General features: G+C 50.2%; 11 protein-coding genes. 8 read left to right on the forward strand and 3 right to left on the reverse strand.

Features of this window, described 5'->3' with window-relative positions; all coding sequences use genetic code 11:
* Positions 1 to 171 precede the first annotated feature (171 nt).
* The 3 genes from ACXAH1_RS10525 to ACXAH1_RS10535 are packed head-to-tail and all read left to right on the forward strand — an operon-like array spanning position 172 to position 4,124.
* The gene (locus ACXAH1_RS10525) at positions 172 to 1,440 is read left to right on the forward strand and encodes a polysaccharide biosynthesis/export family protein (protein WP_475196571.1); all 1,269 of its coding nucleotides are present in this window, start codon (positions 172 to 174) and stop codon (positions 1,438 to 1,440) included.
* Complete coding sequence (locus ACXAH1_RS10530; protein ID WP_475196572.1) at positions 1,437 to 2,828, forward strand: GumC family protein; 1,392 nt, start codon at positions 1,437 to 1,439, stop codon at positions 2,826 to 2,828. The genes ACXAH1_RS10525 and ACXAH1_RS10530 overlap by 4 nt, the downstream gene beginning before the upstream one ends.
* A gap of 12 nt (positions 2,829 to 2,840) precedes the next feature.
* The gene (locus tag ACXAH1_RS10535; RefSeq protein ID WP_475196574.1) at positions 2,841 to 4,124 is read left to right on the forward strand and encodes an O-antigen ligase family protein; all 1,284 of its coding nucleotides are present in this window, start codon (positions 2,841 to 2,843) and stop codon (positions 4,122 to 4,124) included.
* On the opposite strand, the gene ACXAH1_RS10540 is transcribed toward ACXAH1_RS10535, so the two are convergent.
* Together ACXAH1_RS10540 and ACXAH1_RS10545 are read right to left on the reverse strand one after the other, a co-directional pair.
* Complete coding sequence (locus tag ACXAH1_RS10540; RefSeq protein WP_475196577.1) at positions 4,058 to 4,564, reverse strand: LabA-like NYN domain-containing protein; 507 nt, start codon at positions 4,562 to 4,564, stop codon at positions 4,058 to 4,060. The two genes, ACXAH1_RS10535 and ACXAH1_RS10540, sit on opposite strands and share 67 nt — an antisense overlap.
* Before the next feature lie 25 nt (positions 4,565 to 4,589).
* Positions 4,590 to 4,943 carry a hypothetical protein gene (locus ACXAH1_RS10545; RefSeq protein WP_475196578.1) on the reverse strand — a complete coding sequence of 118 codons (354 nt, stop codon included), beginning with the start codon at positions 4,941 to 4,943 and terminating at the stop codon, positions 4,590 to 4,592.
* Between the two features lie 146 nt (positions 4,944 to 5,089).
* Between ACXAH1_RS10545 and ACXAH1_RS10550 the strand changes: the two genes are divergently transcribed.
* Positions 5,090 to 7,738 carry a purple acid phosphatase family protein gene (locus ACXAH1_RS10550; RefSeq protein WP_475196579.1) on the forward strand — a complete coding sequence of 883 codons (2,649 nt, stop codon included), beginning with the start codon at positions 5,090 to 5,092 and terminating at the stop codon, positions 7,736 to 7,738.
* A gap of 166 nt (positions 7,739 to 7,904) precedes the next feature.
* On the forward strand, positions 7,905 to 9,527 hold the full coding sequence (locus tag ACXAH1_RS10555; RefSeq protein ID WP_475196581.1) for an FAD-binding protein: 1,623 nt from the start codon (positions 7,905 to 7,907) through the stop codon (positions 9,525 to 9,527).
* 44 nt (positions 9,528 to 9,571) lie between these two features.
* Here ACXAH1_RS10555 and ACXAH1_RS10560 read toward each other — a convergent pair whose 3' ends face one another.
* Positions 9,572 to 10,813, reverse strand: coding sequence for an amidohydrolase (locus tag ACXAH1_RS10560; protein WP_475196744.1), 1,242 nt, complete (start codon positions 10,811 to 10,813; stop codon positions 9,572 to 9,574).
* Between the two features lie 196 nt (positions 10,814 to 11,009).
* On the opposite strand from ACXAH1_RS10560, the gene ACXAH1_RS10565 reads away from it, so the two are divergent.
* From ACXAH1_RS10565 to ACXAH1_RS10575, 3 genes are all read left to right on the forward strand, one after another.
* Positions 11,010 to 11,648, forward strand: coding sequence for an ERCC4 domain-containing protein (locus ACXAH1_RS10565; protein WP_475196583.1), 639 nt, complete (start codon positions 11,010 to 11,012; stop codon positions 11,646 to 11,648).
* A gap of 86 nt (positions 11,649 to 11,734) precedes the next feature.
* The gene (locus tag ACXAH1_RS10570) at positions 11,735 to 12,916 is read left to right on the forward strand and encodes an ATP-binding protein (RefSeq protein ID WP_475196585.1); all 1,182 of its coding nucleotides are present in this window, start codon (positions 11,735 to 11,737) and stop codon (positions 12,914 to 12,916) included.
* Positions 12,897 to 15,359 (forward strand): AAA family ATPase, encoded by a 2,463-nt coding sequence (locus ACXAH1_RS10575; protein ID WP_475196587.1) that lies wholly within the window; start codon positions 12,897 to 12,899, stop codon positions 15,357 to 15,359. The genes ACXAH1_RS10570 and ACXAH1_RS10575 overlap by 20 nt, the downstream gene beginning before the upstream one ends.
* The last annotated feature ends 394 nt before the right edge of the window (positions 15,360 to 15,753 follow it).

Here is a 15,753-nt window from a genome sequence, read left to right on the forward strand (position 1 = left end):
CGCTGGCTTCTTTTCATTTTGAAACTGCTTTGCAAAATAGAAAAAAGCCCTCTTAAACACTAATCAAAAATCAATCAAACCATTGAATTTTAACAACTTTAAAAGTTGGCTCAGTTTATGCTCCTATCTCATTAAGACCACCAAGTGAGAGCCACTGCCAAGGAGCCCAATATGAGACAAGCAACTTCAACCACAGCCCTGATGACCCGTATCTCTGCGTTAGTACTGTGTGTGCTTGGCTCAGGATGCACACTCAGCCCGGACTATCATGATGACGAATTTTACGGCATGCCGCATGCGGCCGGTACCCAGTTCAACCAATCGAATTCTGTCTTTGCTTCACGTTTGAACTGCACTGACGCTGACGACTTTGCAGCCGCGGCAAACTTTCGGGTTGACCAACCTATACCGCTTGCAGCGCCCGGTCTGAATCCCAATGATTCAAGTCACCGTGGTGCATTTGGTGCGGCGCCATTGAGCCCGGGCGACCTTATTCAGGTAAAAATGGAGTATGGCGAAGGTTTCAACGGCGACTATGTACTGGACAGCTCAGGCGCACTGACTTTGCCTGTGATTGAGCCAATTTACGCCGCGGGTTTAACCACCAAAGCGCTGGCACAAAAAGTCGAACTGGCGCTTATTCGTGCCAAAATTTTTCGCGCTCAAACGCTGGATGTCACCGTTAAGGTAAAAACCTGGGCCGCCATCGAAGTGCCGGTATCCGGAGCCGTATTTTCACCGGGCCGGGTCACCATCAATGCCAAACTACCTGAACAATTGTTGGATCAGCAAGTCGCAGCCTCTGGCGACCATTCAAAACAGCGCCTGCTTTCTGAAGCCATTCGGGCTGCAGCCGGTGTACGTCCCGATGCCAAGCTGGATCAGGTGATTTTGGTACGTCAGGGCTGGCGTATCGAGGCCGATTTGACCGGTATTATGACCGGCCAGCCGGTGTCGGATCATGTGCTTATCGCGGGCGACCAGGTCATCGTACCCAGTACTGGCTGTTTTCAGCCCAACCTGGTAAAGCCCTCGCAGATCACGCCTAAAGGTTTTCGGGTCTTTATGTCTAACCTGATTGACTCATCAATGAGTAACGCCAATGCAGCGATCGGCCGCTTTTCCAGTAACCTGCCCTACGGCACACGCTTATTACAAGCTGCGATCTCTGCCAACTGCGTTGGCGGTAAAGAATACACCAATGCGCCACGTCGTGTTGTACTGGTCAGCAACCATCCTCTGACCGGAAAAACCCAGGTCGTCGAACGCTCAGTGGAAGATCTGATGCGGATGTCTTATCGCGACCATATTAACCCTTATGTCATGCCGAACGATGCGATTGCCTGCTATGATTCAGATATCACTAACTTGCGTGATATCGCAAAAACGCTACTCGATATCGTGGCACCCTTCTCTTTGCTGAGTAAGGAGGATTCATGAACACGCAACTTCAGGTAACCACGCCCTATTCACGGTTCAGGGCGGCGATTTATCGCACCTTGCATAAGCCTTACCTGGTCACCTGCCTGGTTAGCTATGCCGTTATTTTGCTGCTGGTATTTGCCTATCTGCAACAACCTGCAAAGTACCGCAGCGACCTGGACATGGTGCTACCCGGCACAGGTGCCAATAGCAATGTCTCGCTCGATGAAGTGGGCCAGGTGGTGTCGTCCACCAGCGCCCCATTCGGTAAGGGCTACAACCCCAGAGTAAATTACAAAGAAATGCTGATGAGCAAAAATCTACTTGAGAATGCAGCGACTTCCATGGGCATGTCCGCCAAAGAGTTTGGCCGCCCAAAAGTGCGCCTGACCGAGCAAACTTCTATTTTGAAAATAGAAATCACCGGTGCCAGCCCGCGTATCGCCGAGAAAAAAGCCTGGGCTTTGTATAACGCGCTGCAGGGTCAGCTTGACCACCTGCGCGCCGACGAAGTGCAGCGTCGTGATGCCAGCATCAAGTCTGTGCTGGACCAGTACAGAGAGCGCCTCAACCTGACGCGCAGCAATATTACAGATTTTCAGCAGCGCTCTTTACTGATCAGCCGGGACCAGCTTGACCAGCAAATGCGCACACTGACAAACCTGAAAGAACAGGTGGCTATTGTAAAAGCGGAGATTGGCCGTGCGGAGTATTTTGTCGGCCAGCTCAGTGTTGATTTAGGTGTCTCGCCTTCCATGGCAGGCCAGGCTTTTGTGCTGCAATCGGATGGTGAATTCAGAGCCTACTTGTCTGAGCTGGACAAAAGCGCAGCACAATTGAGCGAATATCGCTCGCGCTGGGATGATGGTCATCCCATGGTTAAAGCGGAGCTGGCACGCTTTGAGCAATCAAAACTGGCGCTCAGAACCCGCTCAGAAGGGCTGGTCGGGATCAATGCGGCTCATGCGTTTCATACCACAGATCTGGCTTCTAACCCCAACCGGGCCCAGCTGTTTGCCGATCTGATCAGTGCCTTTGCAGCTAAAAAGGGTTCTGAAGCCAAACTGGTTGAGCTGGAAAACGAAGTACAGCTGCTTAACGAAAAGCTTAAAGTCTACGCCCGGGAAGCCGCTGAGCTGGAACGTCTGGAGCGCGAATTTGACCTGGCCAAAGCCGTCTTCACCTCCGCGGTAGCTCGTCTGGAAGCGGGTAAAGCAGATATCTTTGCGTCTTACCCTGTGATCCAGTTGATGTCACCACCGTCGCTACCCGTCAACTCGTACTCACCGAAAAAGTCCATCGCTGTTGCTGCCGCACTGGCTGCCATGATCTTCTTATCCATGGCCGTGCTGATGATCAACAAGCGTCGGGTGATTATCTCAGCTGTGATGAAGCAGCCAGACTAGCCGGAGACCTGCATGTTATTTACCGCCTACTTACCCTTTAAGGAAAAACGCTTTATCAGCACGGAAGAAAAGCTGGTCTGGGCGGGTCTGGTGCTCACCTATCCCGCTTTTATGCTGGGCATGTTGTATGTGATGGGGTCCATCATAGGCTGGGTTATTTTTATGGTGGTGTTGATGCGCTGCTATCTGGACTTGCATGCCAAACCTCGTCCACTCTCGCCGATGATCTGGTTGTGGATAGTGGCCATGCTGCTTATGTTAATCGCCTTGCTCATCGCCCATAGCGAATGGTCTCTGGGCACCGGGCAAACCATTAAGTCATCCATTGGCTGGATGAAGGGCTGGGCCTTGCTGGCCATTTTTCCGGTGATTGCAGCGCTTGCGAAAATTCGCAAAGAAGTGGTGATCCGGGGCGTATGTATTGTTGCCATTCACACCCTGATTTTCTCTTTTATCTCTTTGGCGTTTTATGTGGTTAAGTTACCGGGTGATATCTTCCTGTCGCCTTTAAAAGTAATTGGGGGTCCGGGTGAGAGTTTCTTTATGGTCAGTTTTTATGGCATTAACCCCGAAACAGGCGCCGGACGCTGGCGCTTCTTTACCCCCTGGGCACCGGCCGCCGGTTTTATGGCTTGTGTTTATCTGGTGTTTTGTTTGCAGGAAAAAAACGCCCGCATTCGTCGCTGGGCCATTGCAGGTTGCTGGGCCATGTTGATCTTGTCACAATCCCGCGCGGGGATAGCCATCTTCATTATGTTGTTTCCGCTGGTGCTATTCAGCGACAAATTTAAAGAGCCCTGGATGCTCTTACTGCTGGGGATCGCCGTACCTGTTATCCTGCTGCTGGGTGAACCTATCTACAACACATTGATGGATTCGTATGAAGCAGTGAAACAGCAGCGCCCGGGGTCCACCCGGGTGCGCAAAGCGCTGGCGAATATCGCCATTCAGCGCTGGCAGGCTGAAGCGCCTATCTGGGGTCATGGCATTGTCGAGCGAGGACCAAAAATGGTGGAGTTTATGCCCATCGGCTCGCATCACAGCTGGTATGGTTTGCTGTTTGTAAAAGGCATTGTCGGGGCCGTGGCACTGGCCGTGCCCATGCTGGTGTCGAGCGTCTATTTATTATGGGCTTCACAGGATTCGAAAACTGCACAGACCGCACTGTGTCTGATGGCCGTGCTGATCTGCTATAGCTTTTTTGAGAACCTAGAAATTTTATCGTATCTCTACTGGCCTGCATTATTATGGTTTGGCTTTGCATTTAGCAGCAAGCGCTCATCAATGGCAATATAACGGGTAGCCGCGCGCTTGAGCGAGTTCGCGGTCAGCTGAGGGACGCCATATACCTCAACCTCACACCCATAGCGGCTTTGAATGCGCTCAGCCAACAGGTCAAAGTCACCATCTCCGGTCAGTAGCACCACCACATCACAATGCGGGGCACACTCCATGGCATCCAGGGTGATCCCCACGTCCCAGTCGCACTTGGCAGAACCATCCGCTCTTTGAATATAGGGCTTCTGTTTTACCTCAAACCCGATTGCCCGCAAAATATTCTGGAACTGTTGCTGTTTAGGGGCATTGGGTTCACTGGAATACGCCAGCGCACGGTATAAAGTACGCTCTTGCAGTACTGCCTGCCAAAAGGCATTGTAGTCAAAGCTTCGGCCATAGGCCTGCCTTGTGGTGTAGTATATATTTTGTACATCGACCAGAATGGCGATTTTTTTCATGCTGTTACGGACCTTTTAGATTCAGTCATGATGACAGCCGTGCACCACACTGAGTGTTAATGAATGCATTGATGCCGTCGTAATAAAATTGCTTGCCAAGCTCGGGCTGTAGCTTAATTGCCTTATCCAGCGCTGCAAGCAAAGTGTCCGGGTTCCAGGCTTGCAGACACTGGTCATCAACCCCAAGTGGTGGATTCAGTCTGAGCGCATCAAGAAAGCCAAATAAATAGCCCTGGCAACCCTGCCTGAGTGCACTGTACTGCTCAGAACGACAGTCATCGACAAAGTGCATAAGCCGGCTTGGCTGATAAGCTTCACTATGAAAACATATCCAGGCCAACATAAAGATCACACTTACCCGCACGTTTGACTCCTGCATTTCGGCTGCATAATGTCCCTACTATATCACAGACCCCTGCCAGTAGGGGTCATAAATAAGACCTCAAAAATTCACATCATTTACACTTTTAATACACTAGCTCCCAGGATAATCCCGCGTTTCGTTCAATTACCAAGGAAACTAACATGACATATAATCTGCGGGTACTGTCGCTGAGCCTGTTGCTAGCCATTAGCCAGTCCCATGCCCACACTGAAGGGCTGGCTGTCCATCCCTATTTGCAATCTGCAACCCCGACCAGTATCTGGATCAAATGGGAAACCAGCAGTGGTGATGAGTCCATTGTAGAATGGGGCGACACAGCAAAACTTGGCCAGCAAGCCAGTGGCACCAGCGAAACTGGCTACCTGCTGAGCCGCATTCACGAAGTTCAGCTTACCAACCTGGCACCAGATACGGTGTATTTCTACCGGGTGAGAACGGGTAATACCTACAGTCATGTTCACAAATTCAGAACACCTCCTTTGGCTTCTGCAGAGAAAAGCAGTCGGATCCTGGCTGTCAGTGATATGCAGCGTGACTCGGGAAATCCGGGTAAATTCGGCGAGATCATTAATCAGGGCGTGTTACCTTATGTGCAGCAAGCGCTGGGGCTGGAGTTACAAGACGGTCTTAATATGACCTTGATCCCCGGCGACTTGGTCGACAACGGTCAGGATTACAACAGCTGGCGCACCAGCTTCTTTTCACCCATTGCGGCGCTGGCCAGCTCAGTACCCCTTTACCCAGCCCCGGGCAATCACGAACGCGATACACCGACTTACTTTAAATATTTTCACCTGCCCGAAAACGGCACACCGGGGTATGAAGAACACTGGTGGTATCAGGATCATTCCAATATTCGCGTACTGTCACTCGACACCAACACCAATTACCGGATTGATGAGCAGCTGATCTGGCTGGACAAAGTGCTGGCCGAAACCTGCCTGCGGGCACAAACCGACTTTGTCTTCGCCCAGATGCATCACCCGCATAAGTCGGAGATGTGGATAGCCGGAGAGACCAACTACAGCGGTAAGATTGTTGAACGCCTGGAAGCCTTTTCTACCCGCTGTAACAAACCCAGTATTCACTTTTTTGGTCATACCCATGCCTACTCTCGCGGTACCAGCCGGGATCACAATCACACTATGGTGAACGTGGCCTCCGCAGGGGGCAACCTGGATTATTTTGGTGAATTTGCCCAGCGCGACTACACCGAATTCTCGGTCAGCGAAGACGAGTATGGCTTTGTGGTGGTCGATGTTACCGCCGGTGACGACCCGGCCTTCGAACTCAAACGCATTTCAATGGGCGATGAGCAGGTGCCACTGAACAGCCAGATCAAGGACACGCTGACTGTAAGATTAAACAACACGACGCCGTTTACGCCTGAAATATTAGCCCCCACAGCCAGCATTTCAGCAAGCTGTGCCAATGCAGTCGCCACTTTATTTGCGGATCCAGACAAAGACCGCTTTGGTGCTGCACACTGGCAACTTAGTAGCCGCTGTGATGACTTTGGTCAGCCATTGGTCGATACCTGGTATCAGCACGAAAACATCTGGGATGGTGTCGATACCCGAGCGGGACTGGCACCAAACCGCTTTGCACTCGGCCAGCTGGAACCCGGTGCTCAATATTGTCTGCGAGTGAGAATGCGAGACCGTTCACTGGCGTGGAGTGACTGGTCACAACCACACCCATTCACCACCACAGACAGCGCACATCTGACCGATAACCTGTTGCAAAACCCAGGCGCAGAGCTGGGCACCGACAGCTGGCAAGGTGAGGGACCACTGGAAAGCCTGACAGATAAAGCCTGTGGCTCGGTGTCACCCTATCAGGGCGAACGCTTTTTTGCCGTCGGGGGCGTGTGTGACAATGAAAGTGACCAGGGTCGGGCATATCAGCGTGTTGATGTCAGCAACTGGGCTGCCAGCATAGACAATGGTACGCTCAAAGCCCTGTACATTGCCAGGCTTCGCAGCTGGGGAGGCAGCGATATTCCCGCTGTTGCGCTTGAATTTCGTGATGCAAGCCTGATGCTACTGAGCCGTACAACCGAGGTCAAAGGCAGTAGCGCCAGCTGGCAGCAACATCGCCATGAAGCCCAACTCCCTGCGAACACTCGCTATATCGATTTTGTGCTGACAGGTCAGCGTACCAGCGGCACTGACAACGACAGCTATTTTGATAATCTGGAGCTAAGACTGGCTGAGCAAAGTAGCTGCACAAGGGTGCCGGACAGAGGGCCGACTGGCGTAGCCGATGAGTTTATTACCCAAAAACCAGGCAACTCTGAAAATTTACTGCAAAACCCCGGCGCTGAAGCGGGTATTCAGGGCTGGAGTGGCGCAGGTCCGGTAGAATCGCTGACCAACTATCAGTGTGATTCAATCCCCGCAGCAACCGGCCAGCGCTTTTTTGCAGTAGGTGGTGTCTGCAATGGAGAATCAGCTCAGGGACAGATCAGCCAGAAAATCTCGGTGCAGCACTATGCCAGTTTAATCGCTGCTGGCCAGGTTAAGGTGATATACGGCGGCAAGCTTCGTAATTACAGTGGTAAAGACACGCCCTCGGTACAGCTGCGTTTTCTTGATAATCGCGGCCAGTTGCTTAATAACAGTGAAAAACTCAGCACAACGGCTGCAAAGTGGACAACCGTATCCGGGCAAGCATTGCTCCTCGAAAACACGGCCTATATCGAGTTTGTCTTGCAAGGAACGCGTAATCAGGGCAGCGACAATGACAGCTACTTTGATGATTTGATATTAAAGGTAGCTGTTGATTAAGACTCCCGCCGCCGATCTATATCGGCGGCATCTTGAACTTTTTGCATCATGACACTTTTTTGCTTGTTTTTCGCTCATTCCCGGTCCGATATCTGATACATTCAACTTGCGTAAAAAGCACTCAATTTACGCGCCCTCACAGATACAACATAAAAAGGATGTGTTTATGAAACAAGACAAAAACCGCTCTGGCATTAACCCCGACGTTAGCTCCAGACGTCATTTTCTCAAAACCTCTCTGGCAATGGGTGGCGCCATCGGCGCAGCCCCACTGATGCTCAGTAACCCGGCTGCGGCCAGCTCTCAGTATGGTCAGTACCACAAAGTGTACGCCGACGATGCCAGATATGACTCCATGTTAACCGGTTCCAATCTGAGGTTTCCCAACCAGCCTGGCTATATTGCGGTGTGTAGCTCGGCACATGAAGTCTATATGGCAGCACGAGAAGCCGTTGCTAACCACCTCAGGCTCACAGTGCGCTCGGGCGGCCACTGTTATGAAGGCTTTGTAGTGAATGATCAGGGTGTGGTGATCGATCTGAGCAATATGGATCGCGTCTATCGCAACGATGACTATTATGTCGTCGAAGCCGGCGCGTCTTTGGGACATACCTATAAAACCCTGTTTAAGGAGTTTGGCGTGATCATGCCCGGTGGGTCCTGCTTTGGTGTGGGTGTCGGCGGCCATGTCTGTGGAGGTGGGTTTGGCATTCACTCCCGACAATATGGACTGAGCAGTGACTATCTGGCAGGTGTTGAATTGATATCCTTTGACCAGTGGGGCGGGCAGGCCAACTATCCACGCACCTACTTTAAGGGACAATCTGCACGGGCTGACGAAATTGTCTGGGCACATCAGGGTGGAGGTGGCGGCAACTTTGGAATAGTCACTAAGTATTTCTTTAAAGACTTGCCACCGGTGCCCGCTTACCTGCACTTACAGGAAATTGCTTTGCCCTGGCATTTGTTCGACTATGACCAGTTTGCCACGCTGCTGCGCAACTTTGGTGAGTTCTGGCAAACACACAATGGGCCCGACAGTCGCTTTAATCCGCTGCATGTTTCGATGGCCATACCCAACTCAGTGGGTGGCAGCGGTGAGATCCGGCTATCACTGTATTGTAGTGGTGATCCTGCGCTCATTGACGAGTTTATCGATAGGCTGTTCACCCCTGCGCAACTGCAGGATGCCAAAAAAGGACTACGCACCACCAATCATATGGGCTTACAGGAACAGGAAAATGCGCCTCAGCGCCCGGTACCGCCTGGTAGCTACTTCAGCATGCCTTGGTGGTACGGCACTCAATATGGGGCGGGCACTCTGGTTGGTGCGCGCGGTAAAAATAAATCGGCTTATATGAAAAAGCCTTTTCCTGAGGCACAGATCCAAACCCTGTGGAACACACTGCGCCATGGTGACTACCTGAGCCCCGGTGGTATGTTGCAGCTGTCATCTTATGGTGGTCAGATCAATGCGCTATCTCAGACAGAAACCGCTGTATCCCACCGAGACTCTATTATGAAACTGCAATACCAGACCTACTGGTTTGAAGCTGCGCAGGACCCCTATCATATTGGCTGGATCAACGGCTTCTATCACGCAATGTATGGCGATGCGGGTCCGGTACCCGATGAGGTGATGGATGGCTGTTATGTCAACTATGCCGACGTCGATATCCCTGACTGGCAGCATTTATACTACAAACACAACTACGCCAGATTACAGCAGGTGAAACGTCAGTTGGATCCCAACAACCAGCTCCACCATGCTCAATCGATAGAAGTTTAACGCATTAACTGTGAGGCCTCTCCATGGCCTCTGCTAACGCGGCGCTATTTAGCTTGCGCCATATAGTCCAGGGTAAACTGGGTGAGTGCCCGAGTGCCCAGTTTAAACGAAGACTCATCGGCAATGAAATACGGTGAGTGGTTACTGGCAGCGTCTTTGGGGTCCGTGCCTTTAGGAGTGCCGCCCAAAAATACGAATAATCCGGGCACTTCCATTGCATAGAACGAAAAGTCTTCAGCGCCTGTCACTTTAGGCATTTCAATCATGCCCTGAGCACCAAACACTTTCTCAAGCGTGGGCAGCATTTGCTCAGTCAGGGCCGGGTCGTTCACCGTGACCGGATAACCTTCAATGATCTTTACTTCTGCCGTGTTACCGGAGGCCTGAGCGATATGCTCTGCGGTATGGGTCAGTTTTTTAAATATCTGCGCGCGGTTATCCATATCAAAGTTACGTATGGTACCGACCATATTTACCTCTTCCGGTATGATGTTGTTGCGCACACCACCGGCAATTTTACCGAATGAGACAATCGCAGGTTCTTTGGTGATATTGATCTGACGACTGACAATGTGGTTTACCCCAGACACTATCTGTGCAGCAGCAGCTATCGGATCTGCGCCAGCCCAGGGTGTAGAACCATGAGTTTGCTCTCCTTTGACACTGATCTCAAAACGGTCAGCACTGGCCATGGTTGGGCCACTGCGATATCCCAGCTGACCCACATTGAGCTTAGAGGTAATATGCAAACCAAACGCCACATCAGGTTGGTGTTTCTTAAAGATCCCTTCTTTTAGCATCAATTCAGCGCCACCTTCTTCGCCCTCAGGTGCGCCTTCTTCAGCAGGCTGGAAGACAAACATCACATTGCCTGCGAGCTCATCACGCATGCCGGCAAGTACCTCAGCCGCGCCCATTAACATGGCCACATGGGTGTCGTGGCCACAGGCATGCATAATGCCCACATCCACACCCCGGTAATTAGTAGTTTTGATGGATTTAAACGGCAGGTCGTTCTTCTCGGTCACCGGCAGCGCATCCATATCCGCACGCAACATCACAGTCGGCCCAGGCTTAGCGCCTTTGAGCATACCCACCACTCCGGTATACGCTATTCCGGTTTCTACTTCCATGCCCAACGCTTTAAGGTGTTTAGCCACCTTAGCCGCTGTACGTACCTCACGATTACCCAGCTCAGGATTTTGGTGAATATCCCGTCGCCATTCAATCACTTTAGGCTCCACTTGCTTAAGCAAACTGGCATGATCCGCCGCCTGAGCGCTCATACTCAAAGCCCCCAGAATCGACGCCAAACTCAGACTTAGCATAGATTTGTTCATTACCCTTCCTTTTATATTTGTTATTAGTCGCCAAACAAAATAACAGACAAAGTTATTAGGGAAAGAGATTTGCGACAGAGCTGGGATGGCTGCGGTGAGCTAAACTGAACAGGCAAGGTAGCCATAGAACAAGGATTGGATAATGAATATAGTAGCTGATGACCGTGAACAAGCGTCTGGAATACTCCAATTACTCTCTACCTGTCAGTCCGTCAACCTGATAAGACAGCGCCTGACCGTTGGTGACTATCTGATCGATGACTGGCTGATTATAGAACGCAAACAAATCAGAGATCTGCTGATTTCCATCATTGATGGCAGGCTGTTTAGCCAGGCGCAACGGCTCTCTGACTCAGGTTTTCAGCCACTCCTAATCATTGAAGGCAACGCCGCTGATATCCGGGACTGCACTATGGATAGGCGAGCAGTGCTAGGCGCGCTGGCCAGCATAGGACTGATTTATGCCATAACAACACTCAGAACGCACAATCAACAAGAAACGGTAAAGCTTATGCAATATGCTGCGCAGCAGCAGCGCCGATTAAACTCTGATGTATTACCGCGCAAGGGTTTTAGACCAAAAACATATTTGAGAAAGCAGCTATACCTGCTGCAAGGCCTGCCAAATGTCGGCCCCAAACTGGCCAAAAGATTGCTACACCATTTTGGCTCAATTGAAACCGTATTTAATGCCACCCAGTCCCAGTTAATGGCTGTTGACGGCATAGGCGCAGATACCGCCAAAGCCATTCGAACAATTTTAACGACACCCTGCCTCTAAGATGACAAAAATTTTATTGCCAAAACTTTTGACAATAAATTTATTGTCACTACACTTTGACTATAAGAATTTTGTCAGGAGGCATTATGGCGGGTCAGGTGGTTCGGGGTGATAAATATTTCCCCAGGGAAACAGATCAAAATAAGCTGTTGCGGCGGCTCAGAGACGGAAGTCACTTGCTGGTCCTTGCCCCGCGGCGTGTCGGTAAAACGTCTATGCTGTTTTACCTGCAAGACAACCCACCAGATGGCTACGTGTTTCTCTATAATATCGTGCAATCCTGTGCAATCGAGCACGAATACTACAAACAGATCATAGACAACCTGTTCCATTCCGAGTTTACCGACCAACTGAGTAGCCTTTTTAAATGGGGCAAAGATCAAATTGACAAGTTTCGCAGCAGCATTACCGACGTATCAGTCGGCGCCACGGGTATCAAGTTTGATCAACAGGACCGTCAGCTCACTCACCGAGATCTCAGCGCCGCCCTCAATGCACTGACACTGGACAAAAAACTGGTGCTAATCATTGACGAGTTTCCGGATGTTGTTGAGAAGATCTATGATCAGCAAGATCACAAAAGTGCGGAGTCATTTTTATCTGGTTGTCGTGAGTTGTGGTCAGAGCAAAGGCTCAACCAACATGTGCAATTTGTGCTGACGGGCTCAATTGGGCTGGACACGCTGGTGAGCAAAATGGCACTGTCAGATCTCATCAATGTGCTCATCCCGGTGTCTATTGCGCCACTAAGCCAGGCTCAGGGCCGCGAGTTTATCAACACGCTCAACCATCGTGAACTGGAGCCCATCCAGATTGATGCCACAGCGCAGGATTATCTGCTCGACAAGGTTGGCTGGCTGATGCCCTATTACATCGAGATCCTGTGGATGCAGCTGGTTGATGTGTATTTTGATGAAGGACTGGATTCTGTCAGCCCGGCAAATATTGACGCCGCTTACAACAAGCTGTTTTCGATACAATATCAATCTCACTTTAATCACTGGGCAGAACGGCTAAACCGTTTTGCGGACAGCGAAAAAACACTGGCAAGTGACGTATTAACAGCGATGTGTGAGCATGCCGAGCTGCCGGGTTCCCATTTGTTTAACCTCTCGCAGGAAAACCAGTATCAGCAAACCAATTGCCAATACGTGATCGACTGTCTGATCCACGATGGTTATATTTTTATCAATCAGGCGCAGTGTTATCAGTTCACCTCGCCCATGCTCAAAGAATGGTGGGGGCGCTATGCAACTCGACGACTATAAAGAAGGCGTAAAGCTATACAACGCACAAAATGCATCAGACCAGTTCATTAAAACGCACTTTGTGATCCGACTGAAAGAATACAAAAAAATCTGGCGTGCCATTGCCAGCACCAACAAAGAGGTGCCCGAACAAAATTACCTGATCCAGGGCGTGCGCGGCGCCGGTAAAACCACCTTGCTGCGACGCCTTGCCATAGAGCTTGCACAAAGTGACGAGCTGAACACCTGGCTGCTGCCTGTCACCTTTAAAGAAGAAGAATACGGGATCAGCTCTTTGTTTACGCTCTGGGAGCGCGTCGCTGAAGAGCTGGAAGAGCATTATCACGACCAGTTTGCCGGGCTGCTGGATGGGCTGGATGCCATTGCTGGTCAGGATCCAGACCCTAAAGCCGCGATTCAGTTGCTGAGTGAGCGGCTCAAAAAGCAAGACAAACGGGTTGTGTTATTTATTGATAACCTGGTGGAACTATTCGAAAACTTTAATCGCAAAGAAACAGAGATACTCAGGGAAGTACTCACCACCAATCCTTACTTCAGGCTGATAGGTGGCTCGGCGGTCAGCCTGGAAGCTTTTTACGATCACCAGGCCCCCTTTTACCAGTTCTTTGAGGTGATCAATTTAGCCGGATTAGACAAGCCAGATACCGAGGCGCTGTTGCGGGCACTGGCCAGTCACAGTGGTGAACGTGAAGAACAAAGGTTGCTGGCTATCCTTGAGCAAGAGCCGCAGCGTATTGAATCTATCCGGCGCTTAACGGGCGGTATTCCGCGCACACTGGTTATTTTGTTTAATATTCTGATGGAAGGCGCCAACGGCCAGACCTATGCACTGCTGGAAGAAACCATAGACCGCACCACGCCGCTGTATAAACACCGTATGGACGACCTGGCACCACAGCAAAAACCCATAGTCAACGCCATCGCACTGCACTGGGATGCCATCTCAGCCAAGGAGATAGCCGAAAAAACCCGCCTGCCCAGCAAAAATATCTCGGCCCAGCTCAGCCAGCTGGAGAAAAACTGGGTCATTGAAAAAATCAAAACCGATGGCAAGAACAACCTGTATCGTATCAAGGAGCGCTTTTTTAATATCTGGTATCTAATGCGCTACGGCAGACGCCGGGACAAAAACCGGGTCCTCTGGCTGACGCGCTTTATGGAAGTCTGGTGCGTTGGCGACGAGCTAAAGCAGCGCAGCCAGTCTTTTCTTGCGCAACTCACAGGCCCGTGTCATCCCCAAGCCACACTGACGTTTGCTAATGCGTTGCTGTGCAGTGACCAGCTTGAGCACACAGACAAACAACAAATTCTTGAGCAAACTCAGCAGTACCTAAGCGGTGCGGGACACACCGCGCTGAGTAAAGAGCTGATTGATATCACAGATGTAGAGGGAGATAAAAACAAACAGATCCTTATTGAGTGGCTGCGAAGTGACGAACCAGCAGATATGACTGAGGCTGTTAAAAAGGCTGTGAGTGTACTTTCTGTGCAGGGCATTTTCCATATCGCCATGGCCAAGGATAAAGACAATAAATCAAGTAAACTACTTACACTTGCTGAAGATCTAGAAGAAAGAGACAGTTTTAAAGCCCTCATAGTTAAAGGCTTTGCCTACTTTAGATCGGGCCAAGATGCTGATGCGAAGATGGTATTTCAGCAAATAACAGAGAGAGAACCTGCAAATGTTGTTGCCGCAATAGGATTATGCGGGATTTATCAAGATTCAGCTCAATGGAATAAAGCCCTAACGGCTTTGCAAGCTGCAGAATCTGAACTGCGAAGCAGTCTTCCGGATTACTATCACAGAAGCTTGGGAGAAATATACCATCAACTAGGTGAATATGACCTTTCAGAACAACACTTTCTATCCGCTCTGGACGCAGGAGAACCTGTATTGGACATGTTGGGATGTCTAAACGTGTACAAAGCAAACTTCTCACAGGCAATTGATTATTTTGAGCAATTCCTTAGCAAAGATAAAAGCCATGTGATTTATACCATGCTGGCACTGTGCTACTACTTCCAGGCAGACCCAATAAACAAATCTACGGCTCTGCAATGCGCCAGGCAGGGAATGGAAAAACCCCCATCGTTAAATTCCACTGCCGCACTAATTCGAGCTATGCTATGGAATAACCTCTTTCAGGACGCAACCCAAACCATGGATGCATTACTCAGCCAGAATTACGGGCTTGACAGTGCTGATGAATCCCTGCTCACAGATCTCTTTATTCCATTCCTTGCCAAAGGCCAGACCAATTTAGTCGAACGCTGGTTCGAACAATATGAACTGAAAGAGCGTTTCAAGCCCATCTACTATGCCCTGATGACCTTGATGCAGGATAAATATCCCAATGAGATATTAAAAATGGGTGACGAGCTTAAAGAAACCGTTGATGAAGTGCTCGCTCAAATAGAAAATTGGTCGGTGAAATATGCTTAGGCGCGGGAATCAAGAAGGTGAGTGACCTTGTGTCACGCATTTTCTGATCGCTCAATGGCGCTTTTCATTATGACTATGTGACCCTGGCGGAGCGAAGTCAATTTGACAACCGCCATACCGCCCTCCTCCGTTATACCGCCCCACCTCCGTCATACCGGCCTTGAGCCGGTATCTACTCACAGACCAAGAGGGGATCATCTGAGCCTTTGCAGTCAATAACACAGTAAAATACAAGTGGCCTGTAAGCAGCGCCTCGTCTAGCGCAGGATGGCAGTGAGTGATACCAATCGAAAAATACATTTAAAATAGTAACGTGTTAAGTATTTTTACGTCATGCACTCAGACGCTGTAAATGGCGCATTTGCCAACATCAGGCTTCAGTATCCAGTATTTC

It is taken from the genome of Pseudoalteromonas sp. AWH4_217 (genome assembly GCF_056161105.1).